The sequence below is a fragment of the Vicinamibacterales bacterium genome, assembly GCA_036504215.1.
Taxonomy (GTDB): Bacteria; Acidobacteriota; Vicinamibacteria; order Vicinamibacterales; family Fen-181; genus FEN-299.
Genome location: DASXVO010000046.1, coordinates 90,736 through 108,281, shown reverse-complemented (window position 1 = coordinate 108,281; position 17,546 = coordinate 90,736). Strand labels below are relative to the sequence as shown.

At 66.7% G+C, this 17,546-nt stretch carries 16 protein-coding genes; 7 read left to right on the top strand and 9 right to left on the bottom strand.

Translation table 11 applies throughout. The annotated features are described in order from the left end of the window. The first annotated feature begins 55 nt into the window (after positions 1 to 55). Positions 56 to 1,339, top strand: a complete 1,284-nt coding sequence (locus VGK32_13795; GenBank protein HEY3382843.1) for a dipeptidase — start codon at positions 56 to 58, stop codon at positions 1,337 to 1,339. Positions 1,340 to 1,350: 11 nt separating this feature from the next. Here VGK32_13795 and VGK32_13790 read toward each other — a convergent pair whose 3' ends face one another. The 6 genes from VGK32_13790 to VGK32_13765 form a co-directional block, all read right to left on the bottom strand. Further along, positions 1,351 to 2,442, bottom strand: coding sequence for a HEAT repeat domain-containing protein (locus tag VGK32_13790; GenBank protein HEY3382842.1), 1,092 nt, complete (start codon positions 2,440 to 2,442; stop codon positions 1,351 to 1,353). Next, positions 2,439 to 3,947, bottom strand: a complete 1,509-nt coding sequence (locus tag VGK32_13785; GenBank protein ID HEY3382841.1) for a HEAT repeat domain-containing protein — start codon at positions 3,945 to 3,947, stop codon at positions 2,439 to 2,441. The genes VGK32_13790 and VGK32_13785 overlap by 4 nt, the downstream gene beginning before the upstream one ends. Then, positions 3,944 to 4,759: a hypothetical protein gene (locus VGK32_13780; protein ID HEY3382840.1), complete on the bottom strand. Its 816-nt coding sequence runs from the start codon at positions 4,757 to 4,759 to the stop codon at positions 3,944 to 3,946. Before VGK32_13780 ends, VGK32_13785 begins: the two co-directional genes overlap by 4 nt. 34 nt (positions 4,760 to 4,793) lie before the next feature. Next, on the bottom strand, positions 4,794 to 5,372 hold the full coding sequence (locus VGK32_13775; protein ID HEY3382839.1) for a sigma-70 family RNA polymerase sigma factor: 579 nt from the start codon (positions 5,370 to 5,372) through the stop codon (positions 4,794 to 4,796). Between the two features lie 78 nt (positions 5,373 to 5,450). Further along, the gene (locus tag VGK32_13770) at positions 5,451 to 8,051 is read right to left on the bottom strand and encodes a M14 metallopeptidase family protein (GenBank protein HEY3382838.1); all 2,601 of its coding nucleotides are present in this window, start codon (positions 8,049 to 8,051) and stop codon (positions 5,451 to 5,453) included. A gap of 45 nt (positions 8,052 to 8,096) precedes the next feature. Further along, positions 8,097 to 8,369: a Smr/MutS family protein gene (locus tag VGK32_13765; GenBank protein HEY3382837.1), complete on the bottom strand. Its 273-nt coding sequence runs from the start codon at positions 8,367 to 8,369 to the stop codon at positions 8,097 to 8,099. A gap of 244 nt (positions 8,370 to 8,613) precedes the next feature. Between VGK32_13765 and VGK32_13760 the strand changes: the two genes are divergently transcribed. Then, positions 8,614 to 10,659 carry a tail fiber domain-containing protein gene (locus tag VGK32_13760; GenBank protein HEY3382836.1) on the top strand — a complete coding sequence of 682 codons (2,046 nt, stop codon included), beginning with the start codon at positions 8,614 to 8,616 and terminating at the stop codon, positions 10,657 to 10,659. A 6-nt stretch (positions 10,660 to 10,665) separates the two neighbouring features. Here the strand turns inward: VGK32_13760 and queF are convergent, their stop codons facing one another. Further along, positions 10,666 to 11,022 (bottom strand): preQ(1) synthase, encoded by a 357-nt coding sequence (gene queF / locus VGK32_13755; GenBank protein ID HEY3382835.1) that lies wholly within the window; start codon positions 11,020 to 11,022, stop codon positions 10,666 to 10,668. A gap of 172 nt (positions 11,023 to 11,194) precedes the next feature. Between queF and VGK32_13750 the strand changes: the two genes are divergently transcribed. Beyond that, entirely contained in the window at positions 11,195 to 11,494 is a 300-nt protein-coding gene (locus VGK32_13750) for an HU family DNA-binding protein (protein HEY3382834.1), read from the top strand. Between the two features lie 112 nt (positions 11,495 to 11,606). Here VGK32_13750 and VGK32_13745 read toward each other — a convergent pair whose 3' ends face one another. Then, positions 11,607 to 12,995: a sigma-54 dependent transcriptional regulator gene (locus VGK32_13745; protein HEY3382833.1), complete on the bottom strand. Its 1,389-nt coding sequence runs from the start codon at positions 12,993 to 12,995 to the stop codon at positions 11,607 to 11,609. Between the two features lie 125 nt (positions 12,996 to 13,120). On the opposite strand from VGK32_13745, the gene VGK32_13740 reads away from it, so the two are divergent. From VGK32_13740 to lipB, 4 genes are read left to right on the top strand one after another with little or no spacing between them, the layout of a single operon-like run. After that, positions 13,121 to 13,393 carry a hypothetical protein gene (locus VGK32_13740; GenBank protein ID HEY3382832.1) on the top strand — a complete coding sequence of 91 codons (273 nt, stop codon included), beginning with the start codon at positions 13,121 to 13,123 and terminating at the stop codon, positions 13,391 to 13,393. Between the two features lie 38 nt (positions 13,394 to 13,431). Continuing rightward, on the top strand, positions 13,432 to 14,850 hold the full coding sequence (gene lpdA, locus VGK32_13735; protein HEY3382831.1) for a dihydrolipoyl dehydrogenase: 1,419 nt from the start codon (positions 13,432 to 13,434) through the stop codon (positions 14,848 to 14,850). A gap of 4 nt (positions 14,851 to 14,854) precedes the next feature. Continuing rightward, complete coding sequence (locus tag VGK32_13730; GenBank protein HEY3382830.1) at positions 14,855 to 16,093, top strand: dihydrolipoamide acetyltransferase family protein; 1,239 nt, start codon at positions 14,855 to 14,857, stop codon at positions 16,091 to 16,093. Next, positions 16,090 to 16,767, top strand: a complete 678-nt coding sequence (gene lipB, locus VGK32_13725; protein HEY3382829.1) for a lipoyl(octanoyl) transferase LipB — start codon at positions 16,090 to 16,092, stop codon at positions 16,765 to 16,767. Before VGK32_13730 ends, lipB begins: the two co-directional genes overlap by 4 nt. Positions 16,768 to 16,790: 23 nt before the next feature. On the opposite strand, the gene VGK32_13720 is transcribed toward lipB, so the two are convergent. After that, positions 16,791 to 17,495, bottom strand: a complete 705-nt coding sequence (locus VGK32_13720) for an HAD-IA family hydrolase (protein HEY3382828.1) — start codon at positions 17,493 to 17,495, stop codon at positions 16,791 to 16,793. Positions 17,496 to 17,546 lie beyond the last annotated feature (51 nt).

The window sequence follows — 17,546 nt, the reverse complement described above, 5'->3', positions numbered from 1 at the left end:
GTCCGCGGCGGCCTCTTCTCGTGATATTCACCCAAACCCCCGAGAGTTGGCTGCCATGCAACGCCTCTTCCCAGTCGTTCTTGCCGCGACGTGCCTCGCTGGCGTCGGCCTCGCTGCCCGCCAGGCAGACCCCGACGCTGCCTTCATCAAGAAGGCGAAGGCCATCCACGAACGGATCCTGACCATCGACAGCCACGTCGACATCGGGGGGGCCACCTACGCCACGCCCGCGCTCGATCCCGGCGGGCCCACGTCGCTCAAGTGCGATCTGCCGAAGATGAAAGCCGGCGGCCTCGACGGCGTGTTCCTGGCCGTGTTCGTGGGCCAGAACCCGAACCTCGACGCGGCCGGCTACAAGACCGCCTACGACCAGGCAATTTCGAAGTTCGATGCGATCGCGCGGTTGACGAAGATGCACCCCGAACTCTGCGAACTGGCCCGGACACCCGCCGAGGTCGAGAGGGTTCAGAAGACCGGCAAGCGGATCATCCTCGTCGGGCTGGAGAACGGCTATCCGATCGGCGACGACCCGGCGAACGTGAAGACGTTCTTCGACCTCGGCGCGCGCTACATCACGCTCGTGCACACAGCGCACAACCAGGTGACCGATTCAGCCGGCCCGAGAGAGCCCATGCACAACGGGCTGTCGCCGTTTGGCGCGAGAGTCGTGGCCGAGATGAACCGGCTGGGAATCATGGTGGACGTCTCGCACGCCTCGAAGAAGTCGTTCTGGGATGTGATCAAGGTCTCGAAGGCGCCGATCATCGCGTCGCATTCCGGGTGCTCGGCGGTCAACGACAATCCCCGCAACCTGGACGATGAGCAGTTGAAGGCGCTGGCGAAGAACGGAGGCGTCATCCAGATCGTCGCGCTGGCCGAGTATCTCGAGGCAGCATCACCCGAGCGGCAGAAGGCCGTGCAGGCGTTGCGCGAGGAACTGGGACTTGGACGCCGGGCGGGCGGTCCAGGTGCGCCGGGTGGGCAGGCGGGGCAGGGCGCGCCACAGGTGACGCCCGAACAGCGCGGCGAGATGGAGAAGCGTCGGGACACGTACCGGGAGCGGATGAAGGCGATTGACGCGAAGTACCCCGGCGCCACGCTCAAGGACTTCGCCGATCATATCGACCACGCCGTGCAGGTGGCTGGCATCGACCACGTCGGCGTCGGCACGGATTTCGACGGTGGCGGCGGCATCCCCGGATTCAACGACCACTCGGAAGCCATGAACGTGACCGTCGAATTGTTGCGTCGCGGCTACACCGAGGACCAAATCGCCAAGATCTGGGGCGGCAACCTCATGCGCGTCTGGCGTGAAGTGGACAGGGCAGCCAAACGCTGAGCAGGCGGGGGTCACTTTCCCCGCAGGATCTCCTCGAAGAACGCCGTCGCCCGCGGGTCGCCCGACTGTCCCAGCCAGAACATCGCCTTCTTGCGAACGGCGGGGTTGCGGTTGGTGCGGGCCACCTCGATCAGTCGCGGCACGCCTTCTTCCTTCGGCAGTTGGCTCAGCCCGAAGACCGCGCGCGTCTTCACCTCGGTATCCGGGTCGTTGGCCACGGCGTCGGCCAGCGTGCCGGCCGCCTTGGCGCCCGCTTTCTGCGCAAGCCAGAAGAGCGCCTGGCTCCTGACGCCGCTCTGGCTGTCGTGCGCGAGCTGAATCAAGGCGTCGACGACGCCCGGCTCGTGGCTGATGGAAATCGGGAACACCAGTTCCCTTCGAAAGGCCACGTCGGACTCCACGCGCACGAGCCGCTGCAGTGTCTGGAAACCCTCCCGCCCGCGGGCGGCGGCGAGCCAGAACGCCGCGTGCTTGCGGATGTCCGCAGGCTGGCCCGCTGCGACGAACCGGTCGAGCGCCGCGGTGGCAGAGCCGTCGGCGTGCTGCGCAAGGGCCATCAGCGCCGCGTTGTCCGACGGGCTCGCGTTCGCCCGTTCGACCTTCGTCCTGACGAACGAGGAAAGCAGAGCGACGCTCTCAGCCTGGTTCACATCGGTGAGCCAGCGGACCGGAAGGCCCCCCGCATCCAGCTCGCACTCGGGCGAGAAGACGCGGATCTTCTGAACGGCCCCGTGCTCGACACGGAAGAAGACGTAGGCGACGCGCGGTGCTTCGAGCGCCACCTTGCCGCCGGTCGTGTCGATGGTGACGCCGGGCCTGCGACCCTCGAGGTACGTGCGACCGCAGCCGCCCGAGTCGTAGCAGTTGTCGCACATGTGGTGTTCACCGGGCACGGCCGCGATGCCGTACCCGATCCACGCCGGCGACTGCTGACCGGTCACGATGGTCCCGAACGCCTGTCCGAGCCCGGACGCGACCGCCTGCGTCTGCACCTGCGCGTCGACAAGCCTGGGCTTCGACTGCGCGTTCGCCGCCGGAACGGCGAGGGACAAGGAACAACAGAGGACACCAAGGGCCGAGACGAACGAGTAGGTGGAGTTCATTTCTTCAAGATCTCCATCATGTAGTCTGCCGCGTCCTTGCTCTGCATCAGCGACAGCTTCGAGACGAGGTCTTTCTTCAACTCGAAGTTCGTCTCCTGGCGTGCGAGCTGCACGAGTGCGGCGGCGTTCTGCTGCATGAAGAGACCCTGGATCGCGGTCTTCTTCACCGAGAGGTCCTTGTCCTCTCGATAGATCTGGACGAGCGCGTCGCCGGTCTTTGCGGCGTCGATCAGGCCGAGGTTGCGCACGGCCGTCTTCCGCAGCGCGGCGTCGGTTTCCGCGCGGGCAATCTGGAGGAGGCGGTCGCTGGCGCCTGCCATGAACAGCGATTGGAGCACCTGCTTCTTCACCTCGGCCGAGAGTTCGTTGGTGTAGAGTTCGCCGAGTTCCACGCGGGCGCCCATGATCCCGAGCTGACGAACGGCTTCCATCCGCAGGTCGGCGTTCTTCTCGGTGCGCGCCGCCTGCAGCAGTCTGTCGCGGTCACCGGCCAACATGAATGCCTGCAGCACCTGCCGACGCACGTCGACATCGCTGTTGGCGGTGTAGACGTCAGAGAGGATCTGCCGGCTCTCCTTGCCGCCGAACAGCGCGAGGAACCGAACGGCCTTGAGCTGCAGGTCGGGATTCCCCTGGCCGCGCGCGAGGCGACCGAGGATGTCGCGCGTCTGCGGCGACCCGGTCTGCGCGAGCACGAACAGCGCCCGCTCCTTCACGCGCGGCGATTCGTTGCTCTGGAGCATCTTCTCGAGCGTCGACAGCGCTCGAGAGGGGTCGCTGTGGAGCAGGCCCTGGAGCGCCATCAGTTTCAGCTCCTCGTCGCTCGCGGCGTCTGGCGACACCGACTGGCCGGACGCCTGGCGCACGTCGAGCTGCAACGCCTTTGCGTCGTTCGTCCAGCGGCTCGCCGGAAACTTCTTCAGGAGTTCGTCGATTGTCGCAAGCGCCTCGGTGCGTTTGCCGAGCCGATTCTGCGCATACGCCTTCCAGTACATCGCGCCGTCAACGCGCGTGCCGCCCTTCGCAATGACTCGATCGAAGGCGGTCACGGCCGATTCGTACCGGCCCGCGTCGAGCGCGGTCGTGCCGCGACTGTAGTCACTGTCCTGCGATCGGCCCGATCCGACGCCGAACGACGAGCCCCCGCCGACACCCGTCCCCTGCCACGACCGGACGGCGTCGAGCGCCTCGAGTCCCGCGAGACCCGACAAGCCCTCGAGGCCGGCCCCCCCCCCGCGGATCCCGGCTTCAACCGCGGAACCGATTACCGCATCGAGCCCATCGAGGTGCACATCGAGGTTTCCGATCGCGAAGCCCAAGTCATCGAGTTTCAGGTCGATCTCCGGCGGAATGACCGGCGAGCGGGGCAGCGCCGGCGCAACCGGCAGCTTCGGCGGCAGAGGAGGCTTGGGGCCTGTCTGGGCCGACACGAGGGCCGCCATCAGCACGAACGTCGCCACGAGAGAAGTGTTTCGCCACATGTTCTTGTCCTTGTCTATCGTCATCCGCGGATACTGGCGACCTTTGGGGCGGGCCGAACCTCCCGCTCGCGCACGTTGTCGCCCAACACGCGGACCTTGAAGATGATTCCCTGTGCTTCGATCCGCTCGCGCACCTTCTGGAACTCGGCCGTCGTCAGCGTCGAGGGGCTGTTGGCGACTTCCAGCAGCACGCGCTCGAGATCATCCAGCACGCTCGCCATCCCGTTCTCTCCGGCCGACACGGCCGTTGCCCGATAGAGGCGATTGGCTGACACGAGGTCGCGGGCCCGTATCTGTTCGGCCGAGATGTCGACCTTCGGACCGTCGCCGGTGTTGACGAGCTCGACGAGCGCCATCTGCGACCGCTCGAGGTGATCGCCCACGGCGACGAGGAGGATCCGCTCCCGGACCTGTTCCTGTGTCGCGGCCGGCTGGCCGCCATTCGCTTTCCCGGCGGCCACGGCCGGCGGCCGCGCCGGCTGCGTCGTGCCCGGCGAGAGACGCCCGGCTACGAACGCTGCAACGATCAGCACCGCCACGCCCCCCGCCAAAACGAGACGACGGGGCACGAAGAAGTCGGATGCCGTCTGCCACCACGGGCGGCGGGACGCGGCCAGGCGCGGCTCGATGCGCATCCAGATCTCGGTGCCGTAGCCATCGCCGCGTTCGGGGACGGGCGCCGATTGAACCGTGTCCAGCGTCCGTCGAATCGCCGCGAACTGCACCTGGCATGCCTCACAGCCGTGCAGGTGCTCTTCGATGGCGGCGTTTTCGGCGCGGTCACCAGCATCGCCGTAGTGGTAGAGGACGAGCTGTTCTTCGCTGAGGTGGTTCACGGTTCCTGCCCATGCGGACGTGAAGGTCCGCGCTCTAACTACACCCGACGATCGGCGCGAGCGCCCGCCGCATCTTCTGCACCGCGCGGAAGATGCTGTGCTTCGTCGCGCCGACCCGGAGGCCGAGGGCTTCGCCAATCTCTTCGAGCGAGCGTCCCTCGAAGTGCCGAAGCACGAAGGCGGTCCGCTCGGCCGGCGTCAGCAGGTCCATCGCCGTCCTGACCCGGCTCTGAACCTCGGCGCCAAACGCGAGACGATCCGGCCTGGACGTCTCGTCGGCCTCCGGCTCGATCCCGCCAACGCCGTCGCCCTCGTCCGCATTCAGGGACTCGGCCTTGTGCCGGGGCCGCTGACGCAGCAGGTCGTACGCGCAGTTGACGGTTATCCGGTGGATCCAGGTCCTGAAGCTCGACCGGGCCTCGAACCGCCGAAGCTCACGGTAGGCCTTCAGAAACGCCTCTTGCACGACGTCCTCGGCGTCCGGCTCGCTTCCGGTCAGGCGAAAGGCGAGCTGGAAGACACCCCGGCTGTGCCGCTCGACAAGCCGGCGGAAGGCCGGCTCGTCACCGGCCTGCGCCTGCGTGACATCCTGGGCGTCGTCGTGCACGTCCATCTGTTGGATTAGACGGAAGAGAACCCGGACGGTTAGCGTCGAAAAGGGGGGGGCGGGATCGGCCCCCAATTACACCGACTATCGCGAGGAACTGAGGAACAGGGCGTTCAGCAGCAGCCGGAATGTCGCCAGCGACTGGGCGCGGTGCTGCGGGCGAATCCCGTAGAGCACAACGCGGCCAGTGCCGAGAGCGACCTCCACGACGGCTGGCCGCCCGGCAATGGCCTGCTCCCCCTCCAGCCAGCCGCTCAGCAGCACATTCTTGTCGGCGTAGCGGGCCACGACGCGGACTCGGCCGGCGCCCGATCTGGCCGGATCGGACTCGAACGCAGAACCGCGGGCCATGAACGCCGCCGTCTCCCGTTTCATTCCGTAGGCGAGCGGTCTGGTCGTGTCCACCTGGAGTGCCAGCAGCGAACCCGGGCAGAAGAACTGTTCAGGCGGCACACCGCGCACGACGTCCTTCACGGGGAGACCGAGCGCGTCGATCGCGAGCTGACCCGACCCACCCAGGCACACGAGCGTCCCTCCGGATTCGACGAATGCCTTGAGCGCCGCAATTCCCTTTTCCGTCAGGCCTCCAGCGTACTCCGGCGGGACCGCTGTCGCCGACTGCCCGTTGAGCAGCCGCTGCGCCGACGCGTCGGGCAGGATGATGACGTCGAAGCCCGCCCGCAGGTTCCCCTGCCGGATCTCATCGTCGGCCATGCTGCGGAACGGGATCTTGTATTGCTCGAGCAGATAGCGCGTCCAGCCCTCGTCCGTGTTCTCGAACCAGGGTTTGTAGAGTCCGACGCGCGCTCCGCTGATCGCCGCCACAGCGTTGGCCGGGGGCACGCCCCGCATGCCGTCGGCGCGGAGGCCCAGTTCTCGCGCGAGTGCAGTCACAGCGTCCCGCACGCCAGGGCCGTCGCGGAGGACCAGCGCTCCGGCGGGGTACCAGTAGCCGTTGGTCTCGATGGCTGAGGTCAGCCACTCGGGCTTGAGGGAGAGGTCGACCAGTCGGTTGAGCGCGAGTATGCCGCTGATGCCCGGCGCATCGACCAGGAAGTAACCCGGACGTCGCTCGCCCCAGACCTGAGCAGGTGCGATACCTCCGCGCGCGAGCCGCGTCGTCATCGGTTGTTCGAACTTCGCCTCGATACGATCCACCTTCACGCCGAACTGCCACGGAAGCGTCCAGCCCGCGACGTCGTACGGACGCTCGGGTGTGGCGCCGCGCGCGAGCCGACGCGCCGGGTAATCCTGCTTCTCGAGGAGCGTCTTGGCGTAGGCCCGGTACGGCTGCGCCATCAGGATCAGCGCACTGCCGGCAGGGTACGTCGTGTCGCCAGCCCTGAACGGTTCCTGTGCCTGGCGCACGTCGACAGCGCCATCGATGAGCAGGTTCACCAGTCGAGCCGCAGCGCTCGGATCGGCCTGCTCGGGCGGGATGACGAAGGCGAACGGTCCGCCCGCCAGGCCTTGCTCCACGGCGCGCTTGCCCATGACATAGAAATCTTCGACGAGCTGCGGCCGGTAGAGCGAGGCCGCCTGCAGCAGGCCGTGCACCGCATCGAGTTCGTAGTCGACGATGTCGCGCAGGCGCCAGGTGCCGCCGGGCCATGGATTGGGGAACGTCACCTGCGGCTTGTACTCCGGCAGGCCGGGCGCGGACGACCTCGCGAGTTCCGCCGGCGTCACCGTCGCCGGCGCGGCGAGCCTGGCCGACGCCACCTCGGTGAGCAGGCACACGGTGTTGTGGCCGAGCGGCACCGAATCCTCGTAGCCGGGCCAGTAGTAGTCGTACAGCGCGTTCGAGACAACGCCCGCCCGGTTGTGGCGTTCGAGTTCGAGCGCCATCGCCTGCCCGAGCACTGCCGACTCACGCCAGATCAGCGGGTCGTAGTTCGGATGGACCGGGTCGTAGTTCGGCGGCACGAACATCCGCGCCCCGGTCTGTCCCATCTGATGCATGGCCAGGAAGACCTGCGGGTGCCACTCCGAGTAGAAGAACCGCGCCAGCGCGCGGTTCTCGGCGAGGTTCATCATGAACCCGTCGCGGTTGATGTCGTGGCCGGCGTACTTGTGGTAGAGCCACGGCATCGAGCCGCCCTCATACGCGGTGCCCTTCATCTTCTTGTGCCAATCCACCACCATCACGTGGCCGTCGGGGTTCAGCGACGGGAACAGCACGACCACGACGTCGCGGAGGATCGCGAGCGTGCGCGGATCGCTGGACGTGGCGAGCTCGTACAACAGCTCGTTGGCCATCTGCGTCGCGCCGATCTCCGACGCGTGGATGCTGGCGCCGATGGCGACGACGACCTTGTGACCCGCGAGGAGCGCGGCCGCATCCTGCTCGGTCAGCGCGCGAGGGTCGGCCAGCCGCTGGTTGGCGGCGCGGATCGCGTCGAGACGCTTCACGTTCTCCGGCGCGCTGATAATCGCCGCGATCAGGCGTCGCCCCTCGGTGCTCTTTCCCGCGTCCACGATCTTCACGCGGTCGCTGGCCGCGGCCGCGACCGTCTGGAAGTAACGCTCGATTTCCGGCCAGTCGGCCAGCCGTCCATCGGTGCCCATGCGGAACCCGAAGAAGGACTCGGGCGGCGGCACCTGCGCAAGGGCCGACAGGGGCGCCAGGACGACAACGAGGACAACGAGCGCGAGTCCGATCGAGCGCGGCAATCGTATGGTCATGTGAGTATCAGGGAACGAGGGGATTTTGGTGAATGATAGCACCCACTATCGCTCGCCGGCGTCGAGCCTGGCGATCGTTGCGCCGAGGTGGGCATCGGGAGCGTCCCAGAATTCCTCGACGAGCGGATGGTGCTCGAGCGCGGCCTGGACGAGACCACGCTGCACGCCGCGACCCCGACCGTGAATCAGCCGTACTTCGCGAAGCCCAGCACCATGCGCCGCGCGGAGATACTCGTCCACGACCGACACGACGTCGCGTGGGGCGAACGGATGCAGGTCGAGCGTGTCCTCGATCGGAATGCGAAATTCGTCGTCCATCTCGAGTCGCCGCCTGCCTGTTCCTCGCATCGGCGAGGAGCGGAACCTGCGTTCGGTGGGTATCTTAGCGCAGCCTCCCCGTCGTGCGCAGCCAGCTCGACAGCATGAGCGGGCGCAACCTCTGTCGACCAGGTTGCCGCGCTGCCCCCCTGCCCTCACGGAACTCTTGCGACCTGCCGATACACCACACGATCACCCGAGGTGTCCACTCGGGTGCGGATCAGCCGGATCAAGGAGATTTCTCATGGCTCGCTCACGCGCTCACGTCGCCGCCGTGACGTTGGCTCTTGTCATCGCATTCGCCGCGTCGGGTCGGGCGGCAACCGCCGCCGACCCGCCGGTTCCAGGGGTCATCAGGTTTGCCGGTTCCGTCGCCCCGGCGTCCGGCACGGTCACGGTTGTTTTCAGCCTGTATGCCGGGCAGTCCGACGAGATGCCGCTCTGGCACGAGGTGCAGACGCTCGTCGTGGACGGGGGGGGGCGGTACTCCGTCGCGCTGGGCGCCGCAACCCCAGGCGGCCTTCCAGCAGAGCTGTTCGCACGGGGTGAGGCGCGCTGGCTGGGTGCTCGGGTGGAAGGCCAGCCCGAGCAGCCGCGCGCCATGCTGGTGAGCGTGCCCTACGCCTTCAAGGCAGGCGATGCGGAGACCGTCGCGGGCAGGCCCCTGTCCGCCTTCGTCCTGGCCGGTAACACGACTGGCGTCGGCCCGGATGGCCTGACGTACGTGGACACGCGGGTGCTGAAGAGCGGCCTGGCCGCAGCGGCGCCGAGCCCGCAGGCGGCGACGACGGGGACGCAGAACTACCTCGCCCGGTTCATGGCGGACGGAGTGAGTCTGGGTGATTCGACGGTGTTCCAGGCGGGCGCCAGAGTGGGTGTGGGGACGACGACGCCGGCGGCGACGCTCCACGTGGTGTCGACCGAACCGCCGCTGACGGCGCCAGCGCTATTCTTCGACGTGGTGAACAACAGCCTGGGGGCGCTGCCGGCGATCTACCGGGCCGCGCGCGGCGTGCCTGGCGCGCTGTCGGCCGTGGGGACGGACGACATCCTGGGCGGGCTGGCGGTGCGTGGGTACGCCACAACGAAGTACTCGGATGGCGCTGGCCAGGTCATGTTCCGGGCGGCGCAGAACTGGACCGACACGGCGCAGGGGACGTACCTGCTGTTCTCGACGACCGCGCTCGGCACCGTGGGGTGGGTCGAGCGGCTCCGCGTCGAGCCTGGGGGGAACATCGGGATCGGCACCTCGACGCCGGCACAGAAACTGACTGTCAACGGAGCGGTCTGGAGCATGGCCGGCGGCTTCAGGTTCCCGGACGGGACCACGCAGACCACGGCATTGAGCCGCGATGCGAACACGTTTACGGCCACGCAGACGATCAGCAGCGGCAACCTGGAGCTGCCCGCAACCGGAGGGGCGACCACCGGGGTGCTGAAGATCGGCGGCCAGAGTTTCCTGCACGCCTATGGCGACCCGACGAATACCTTCGCGGGTGGTCAGGCGGGCGGCGGTTTCACGACATCGGGCGGCAGCAACACCGGCGTCGGCTACCAGGCGCTCTACACGAACAGCACCGGAGACTCGAACACGGCTGTCGGGTACGGGAGTCTCCTCCAGACGAGCGTCGGCGCCGGGAACACCGCGATTGGCACGCAGGCAGGGGCGCTGGTCGTCACGGGCTCGAACAACACCTTCGTCGGGTACCATGCGGCAACCGACGGCTACAACAGCGGCATCGTCAACGCGACGGCGATTGGTGCGAACGCGTTGGTCACGCAGAACAACTCATTGGTGCTGGGAGGGACCGGTGCCAACGCGGTGAGCGTCGGCATCGGGACGTCGGCGCCGAACACCACGCTGCAGGTGGTCGGCGACATCAGGGTGGGGACGAGCGGCACGAACGGTTGCCTCATGAACTACGCGGGCGCTGGCATGTTAGGCCTCTGCTCGTCGGATGCGAGGCTGAAGACCAATGTGAACCCCTTTGCGCCGGTGCTCGACCGCCTCGTGCGCCTGCAGCCGGTCCACTTCAACTGGAAGGTGAAGGAGTTTCCCGAGTATCACTTCGGTGAGGCGCTCAACTCCGGCCTCATCGCGCAGGATGTGGAGCGGGTCTTCCCTGAGATGGTCGCGACGGATGTGCGCGGCTACAAGATGGTGAACTACAGCGAGCTTCCCTACCTGACGCTGGCGGGCGTGCGCGAACTGAAGGCGGAAAACGACGCGCTGAAGGCGCGTCTCGAACGTCTCGAGGCGATCGTGGCGCAGTTGCAGAAGCAGAAGTAGTACTCGTCATCCGTTCCCGGCTCTCTCGTACTTCACCGTGACCACGGTCTTGATTCCACCGCGCGGCGTGAAGTCGCCGACGACGGTCATGCGGCGCGGGGAACAGACCGCGACGAGATCGTCGAGAATCTGGTTCGTGACCGATTCGTAGAAAATCCCCTTGTTTCTGAACTCGATCAGGTAATATTTGAGAGCCTTCAGTTCAATGCACCGTTGGTCCGGCACGTAGGTGATGCGGATCTCGCCGAAGTCGGGCAGTCCTGTCTTCGGGCAGACCGACGTGAACTCGGGACATTGGATCGCGATTTCGTAATCGCGGCCGGGGTTCGGGTTGGCGAACGTCTCGATGGATGGTGCGGGCATGCGAGCATTCTACCGCGGCGAAATCCGTGCGTGAACCACGCAATCGGAATTGACAAGCTCTGAAGGTGCGAGCTAGGATACGACGAAATTTAGGCCTGTTTCCGCACAGCCGCCTGCGCGCGCGGTTGGTAGCGGTCGAATGACAAGCGCGCCCAACGTGAGGGGGACGCCGATGGCTGACGCCCGCAGAATGGGCAAATCCGAGCTGTTCGCGCACTTTGCCGATCGCTTCGAAATGAAGCGTGCGCAGGCGCGTGAGTTCTTCGACGAGCTGACAGTGCTTGCCGAGAAAGAGCTCAAGCGGTCGGGCGAGTTCGTGCTGCCCGGTATGGTCAAGCTGGTGGTGCAGAAGCGCAAGGCGCGGATGGGCCGGAACCCGGCCACCGGCGAAGCGATCAAGATTCCCGCCAAGACCGTCGTCAAGGCAAAGATCGCAAAGCAGCTGAAGGACACCGTCCTTCCGCGCAAGTAGCGTCGTTCCTGAGCGCCGCTCGGTCGTCGACGGGCTCAGGGAACACGGCGTCGATCGCACTGAGCCGGCGGGTCGGCCATGCCGACCCGCTGGTGGCTCAACCCTCCTCCCCTCAGACGCCGCGCAGGCGTTTTGCGAGCGGTCGGATCTCCAGCCGATCCATCTTGTGCTTCATCGTGCTGAGCGGAATCCCCAGGTGGCGCGCCGCGCCGGTGACGTTCCAGCCCGTTCGCTCCAGCGCCTTGAGGATGAAGTTGCGCTCGAACGTCTCGCATGCCCGCTGCAGCAGCTTGCCGTCGTTCTGATCTTCGCGCTCGGGCGGCGGCACGGGAAGCTGGTACTCGAATGGCAGGTCCTCGTCCGTGATCCATTCGCCGTCGCTGATCGCGACGACGCGTTCGATGAGGTTCTCGAGCTCTCGAATGTTGCCGGGCCACCAGTGGGCCTGCAGCAGCCTCATGGCCTGCGGGGCCACGCCCTGCACGTTGCGCCGGAAGCGGGTCGCGTAGCGGGCCACGAAGCACGCGACGAGCGCGGGGATATCCTCGACCCGTTCGCGCAGCGGCGGCATGCGCACCGGGATGACGTTGAGCCGGTAGTAGAGATCCTCGCGAAACCGGGCCTCCTTCACGGCCTTCTCGAGATCGACGTTGGTGGCGGCAATCAGGCGGAAGTCGGTGTCGATCGGCCGGCCGCCGCCCACGCGCTCGATCTCGCCCTCCTGGATGGCGCGCAGCAGCTTCCCCTGCAACTCCAGCCCCATGTCGCCAATCTCGTCGAGGAAGAGCGTGCCACCGGAGGCCAGCTCGAACTTGCCGAGCTGCTGGCGAACCGCGCCGGTGAACGCCCCCTTCTCGTGGCCGAACAGCGTGCTCTCGACGAGATCGCGCGGAACAGCGGCAAGGTTCACGGGGATGAACGGACCGAGCGGCCGATCGCTCTGGCGGTGGATCAGCCTGGCGAGAAGCTCCTTGCCGGTGCCGCTCTCGCCGAGGACGAGAATCGTCGCAGACAGTTTCGCGATGCGCTGCACGAGGTCGACGACGCTCTGCATCGCGCGGCTCTCGCCAACCACGAACTCGCGATCGGAATCGGCGACCTGCGCGCTCAGCGCGAGCACCTGGCGGTTCAGGTCCTGATGATCGCTGGCGTTGCGGAGCACCGCCAGCAGTTCGTCGCTGTGGCAGTCCTTCGAAAGGAAGTGGTACGCGCCGAGCTTGATCGCCTGGACCGCAGTGTCCACGCGACCGTCGGCCGACATCATCACGATTTCGGGCAGCGCGTAGTTCTCCTTGACGATGCGGAGGAGATCCAGGCCGCTGATACCGGGCAGTTCGGCGTCGACCAGGAGGATGTCGGCCTCCTCCTGTGACAGTGTCGCGATGGCCGCCTCACCGGCTGCCACGGCCACCACGCGGTACTGGCGCTGGATCAGCGCACTGAACCCGAGGCGCGTTGACGCGTCATCGTCCACGATCAGCACGGTCTTCAGTTTGGTCATCGTCTCCGCCAGCCGGACCGATTGTAATCCCAGCCGGCCGGTAGTGTTGAGTTGACTGTGGCTGAGGCCTGGGCAACGATAGATCTACGCGCGTTTCCTGCCGAGAGTCCAGAGCCGGGAGCCCAATGCCTTGGTGGGTCGTTTCCGTTGTCGCCCTGTTGCTGGCGCTGTTTGCGGCGACATACGTCAGGAGCCTGTCGCGACGTGTGGACCGGCTGACGCAGAGATACTGGGAACTGCGGTACGAGCATGACCGCCTGCAGGCGCGCGTCGAGCCGTCGGCTGGCGCGGTTCGAACGGCCGACGGCGCCGGCGATCCCGGGGTGGCGAGTGCGTTCATCCCGCTGTCGTCTGTCCGCCGCGAGCCGAACACGCAGCGGTCGGGCACCGAGCGGTGATTCGGCAGATTCAGTTGCTTCATCATCGAGGAGTCACTGTGGCGAACGAGTACGACGTTGTCGTGGTGGGTGCGGGAACGGGCGGCTATCCGACGGCGATCCGCGCGGCGCAGCTTGGGCTGCGCGTCGCGGTCGTGGAGAAGCAGAAGGCGCTCGGCGGAACCTGCCTGATCTGGGGCTGCATCCCGACCAAGGCGCTGCTCGAGCACGCGCACGCGCTGAAGGTGGCGCGTGGTGCCAAGGAGTGGGGGCTCTCGATCGACGGCGCGTCGGTGACGATCGACATGAAGCAGGTGCAGGCGCGCAAGGACAAGGTCGTCACGACTCTCACCAAGGGCGTCGAGTTCCTCTTCAAGAAGAACAAGATCGACTGGATCAAGGGAACCGCGCGCCTGGCCGGCAACGGCAACGTGGAGGTGACCGGCGAGCAGCCGCAGATGCTCCACGCCACGAAGGAGATCGTCGTCGCCACCGGGTCGCAGCCGCGCAGCGTGCCGGGCGTCGAGATCGACCGCCGGCGAATCATCACCAGCGATGAGGCGATCGCGCTCCGCGAGGTGCCGAAGTCGATCGCGATTCTCGGCGCCGGCGCGGTGGGCGTCGAGTTCGGCTCGATCTTCAAGAGCTATGGCAGCGACGTGACAATCATCGAGTTGTTGCCGCGCCTCGTGCCGATCGAGGACGAGGCGGTGTCGGCCGAGTTGCAGAAGGCGTTCAAGAAACGCGGCATCAGGACGTACACCGGATCGAAGGTGACGACCGCGCGATCGGCGGAGGACGCCGTCGACCTCGAGGTGCAGCTGCCCGACGGCAAGGTCGAGAAGATCCACGCCGACTACCTGCTGGTCGCCACGGGCCGCGGGCCCGTGACCGAAGGACTTGGCGCTGCCGAAGCCGGGCTCCGCCTCGACCGCGGCTACATCGTCGTGGACGAGTTCTACCGGACCGGCGCCGCCGGCATCTCGGCAGTCGGAGACGTCATCTCCTTCGGGAAGCCGGGGCACCCACAGCTCGCTCACGTGTCCACAGCCGAAGGCATGGCGACCGCAGAGCGGATAGCCGGACAACCGCCGCGCACCGTCGATTACGACCAGGTGCCGGGCTGCACGTTCTGTGACCCGGAAATCGGCAGCATCGGCCTGACCGAGCAGCGTGCGAAGGACGCCGGCTACGATGTCCTCGTCGGTACCTTCCCGTTCATGGCGCTCGGCCGGGCGAAGATTGCCGGTGAGACAGAAGGGTTCGTCAAGATCGTTGCCGAGAAGAAGTACGACGAGGTGCTCGGCGTGCACATCATCGGCCCGCGTGCGACCGATCTGATTGCGGAGGCGTCGGTGGCCCTTCGCCTCGAGTGCACCGGCGAGGAACTGGTCCGGACCATTCACGCGCACCCGACGTTCGCCGAAGCGGTGGGCGAAGCCGCCCATGCCCTGCACGGCGGCGCCATTCACGTCTGAGCCTATGCCAACCAACGTTCTGATGCCGCAGATGGGCGAGTCGATTGCCGAGGGCACGATCGTCCGTTGGGTCAAACGGGTCGGCGACCACGTCGATCGCGACGAGCCGCTGTTCGAGATCTCGACCGACAAGGTGGACGCGGAGATTCCCTCTCCCGCGGCCGGCCTTCTCACCGAGATTCGATCGAAGGAAGGCGAGACCATCCCCGTCAACCAGGTCGTCGCAGTCATCGACGACGCCCCCGGCGCGACGGTGGTGGCGCAGGGCCAGGCGGGCCCGGTGGCCCGGGCCGTGCCGCCGGAGGCGGTGGCAGTCGCATCGGCTCCTGCAGCAAGCGCGGCGACTGCAGGCGCGCCGGCGCCAGACGCGCCGGCGCTGCGACAGAAGTCGTCACCACTCGTGCGCCGCATCGCGGCCGAGCATGGCGTGGACATCTCGCAGCTCCCGGGCTCAGGCATCGGCGGACGCGTGACCAAGCACGACATCCTTGGCTACATCGATAACAAGGAGGAGGCCGCGCCGCCGCCTGCCGTGCCCGGCGTCAGACCAGGCGCGCGAGACGAGGTCGTGCCATTGTCGATCATGCGCCGGCGCATCGCCGAGCACATGATCGCAAGCCGTCGCACGTCCGCGCACGTCCACTCGGTGTTCGAGATCGACTTCACCCGCGTGTCGAAGATCCGCGACGCGAAGAAGGCCGAATTCGAGCAGGCCGGCGCCAAGCTCACGTACCTGCCGTTCATCGTCAAGGCCGTGGTGGACGGCCTGCGCGCGGTACCGGTCATCAACTCGTCGATCGACGGCGAGAACATCATCTACCACAAGGACATCAACATCGGCATCGCGGTCGCGCTCGACTGGGGGCTGATTGTGCCCGTCGTCCGCCAGGCCGACGAGAAGAGCATCCTGGGCCTGAGCCGCGCGATGCACGATCTCGCCAGCCGCGCCCGGAGCAAACAGCTCAAGCCCGAGGAGGTCCAGGGCGGCACCTTCACGATCACGAACCCCGGCGTGTTCGGGGCGCTCTTCGGCACGCCGATCATCAGCCAGCCGCAGGTCGCCATCCTCGGCATCGGCGCGGTCGAGAAACGGCCCGTCGTCGTCGACGACGCGATTGCGATCAGGCCACGGGCGTACCTGGCACTTGGCTACGATCACCGGCTGATCGACGGCGCGGTCGCCGACCAGTTCATGTCGGTGGTGAAACAGCAGATCGAGAACTTCGACGCGGCATCGTTGTGAGGACCTTCGACGTCAGGCGGCTGGGACGCGTGCCGTACGGTGAGGCGCTCGCCCTGCAACGGCAGCTCACCGAGGACCGGCGCGCGGACCGTGTCGGCGATCTGTTGTTGTTGCTCGAGCATCCCCATGTGATCACGCTCGGCGTGCGCAGCGACCCGGCGCGCTCGAACGTGCTCGCCACACCGCAGCGCCTGGAGACGCTCGGCGTCCAACTCGTCGAAACGGGCCGAGGCGGCGACGTCACGTACCACGGTCCCGGCCAGCTCGTCGCCTATCCCATCATCGATCTCCGACCCGACCGGCAGGACGTGCACAGGTACGTCCGCGACCTGGAGGAGGTGATGATCCGGACCACGGCGGCATTCGGGATCGAGGCTGGCCGGATTGAGGGGCTGACCGGTTCGTGGGTCGGCGGAAGCAAGATTGGCGCGATTGGCGTCCGCATCTCGCGCTGGATCACGAGCCACGGCTTCGCCTACAACGTGACCACCAACCTCGACTACTTCAACCTGATTGTCCCCTGCGGCATCCGCGACCACGGCGTGACGTCGCTCGCGCGCCTCCTTCGCCGCGAGATCCCGATGCGCGAGGTCGAGGATGTCGTCGTCGACCAGTTCTGCGAGGTGTTCGGGGCAGTCGAGGATCCCAGTCAGCCGGCGGCTGCCATCGACTGACAAACGTCAGCCCCGACTTCCTCCTACAACTCTCTCAGGTCCGGTATGGAATCGATCCCCTGCATTCCGGTCCATCGTCCATCCCGGTCGAGAAGCAGCGCCTGCATGCCGGCCTCCACGGCGCCGCGGTAATCGTCCTCGAGTTCGTCACCGACAAACAGTGCGTCCGATGCATCCAGGCCATGACGCACAAGGGCGTGCGCGAAAATGGCAGCATCCGGTTTGGATGCACCGACGTCAGCGGGAATCGTGACCGAATCGAGGAGCGGCGACAGGCCAAGCGTGTCGAGCACGGCGTAAACGCGGGCATCGTAATTGGTGATGACGCCGACGATGAGCCCGCGCGCATGCAGACGGGTGAGCGCGGGAATGGCGTCCTGGTACGTCTGCCAGGCCTGTTCGGTTGTGAAGTGAGAGAACAGGTTCTCGAAGAAGAGGTCGAAGGTGGTGCCGGCGAGTGCCGGTGACAGACCGGCGTCGCCGATGACGGCGCGGACGAGTTGCTTCCACCACGCCCGTTCCAAAGCCTCGGCGTCTCGACGGGATCTGCCCGGAAACGCCATCCGCGGCGCGGCCAGCATGGCCCGCCGGAAGGCGGCCTCCAGCCGGTCCGGATCGGCTTCTTCCGCCCCAAACCGCCTCGCCCAGAACGCATACTGTTCCCCGATCGTCGTTCGCCCGTGGATGAGCGTTCCAACAAGGTCGAAGAAGACGCCAAGATTCGCCATGTATTCGCCAGGCAGTGTCGGGAATAATTGTGGACTACGACGGGTTACTAA

What these genes read in the sequence shown, in the direction of transcription:
- VGK32_13795 (HEY3382843.1), top strand. Translation starts at nt 56, where the DNA reads ATGCAACGCCTCTTCCCAGTCGTTCTTGCCGCGACGTGCCTCGCTGGC.
- VGK32_13790 (HEY3382842.1), bottom strand. Translation starts at nt 2,442, where the DNA reads ATGAACTCCACCTACTCGTTCGTCTCGGCCCTTGGTGTCCTCTGTTGT.
- VGK32_13785 (HEY3382841.1), bottom strand. Translation starts at nt 3,947, where the DNA reads ATGACGATAGACAAGGACAAGAACATGTGGCGAAACACTTCTCTCGTG.
- VGK32_13775 (HEY3382839.1), bottom strand. Translation starts at nt 5,372, where the DNA reads ATGGACGTGCACGACGACGCCCAGGATGTCACGCAGGCGCAGGCCGGT.
- VGK32_13770 (HEY3382838.1), bottom strand. Translation starts at nt 8,051, where the DNA reads ATGACCATACGATTGCCGCGCTCGATCGGACTCGCGCTCGTTGTCCTC.
- VGK32_13765 (HEY3382837.1), bottom strand. Translation starts at nt 8,369, where the DNA reads ATGGACGACGAATTTCGCATTCCGATCGAGGACACGCTCGACCTGCAT.
- VGK32_13760 (HEY3382836.1), top strand. Translation starts at nt 8,614, where the DNA reads ATGGCTCGCTCACGCGCTCACGTCGCCGCCGTGACGTTGGCTCTTGTC.
- queF (HEY3382835.1), bottom strand. Translation starts at nt 11,022, where the DNA reads ATGCCCGCACCATCCATCGAGACGTTCGCCAACCCGAACCCCGGCCGC.
- VGK32_13750 (HEY3382834.1), top strand. Translation starts at nt 11,195, where the DNA reads ATGGCTGACGCCCGCAGAATGGGCAAATCCGAGCTGTTCGCGCACTTT.
- VGK32_13745 (HEY3382833.1), bottom strand. Translation starts at nt 12,995, where the DNA reads ATGACCAAACTGAAGACCGTGCTGATCGTGGACGATGACGCGTCAACG.
- VGK32_13740 (HEY3382832.1), top strand. Translation starts at nt 13,121, where the DNA reads ATGCCTTGGTGGGTCGTTTCCGTTGTCGCCCTGTTGCTGGCGCTGTTT.
- VGK32_13730 (HEY3382830.1), top strand. Translation starts at nt 14,855, where the DNA reads ATGCCAACCAACGTTCTGATGCCGCAGATGGGCGAGTCGATTGCCGAG.
- VGK32_13720 (HEY3382828.1), bottom strand. Translation starts at nt 17,495, where the DNA reads ATGGCGAATCTTGGCGTCTTCTTCGACCTTGTTGGAACGCTCATCCAC.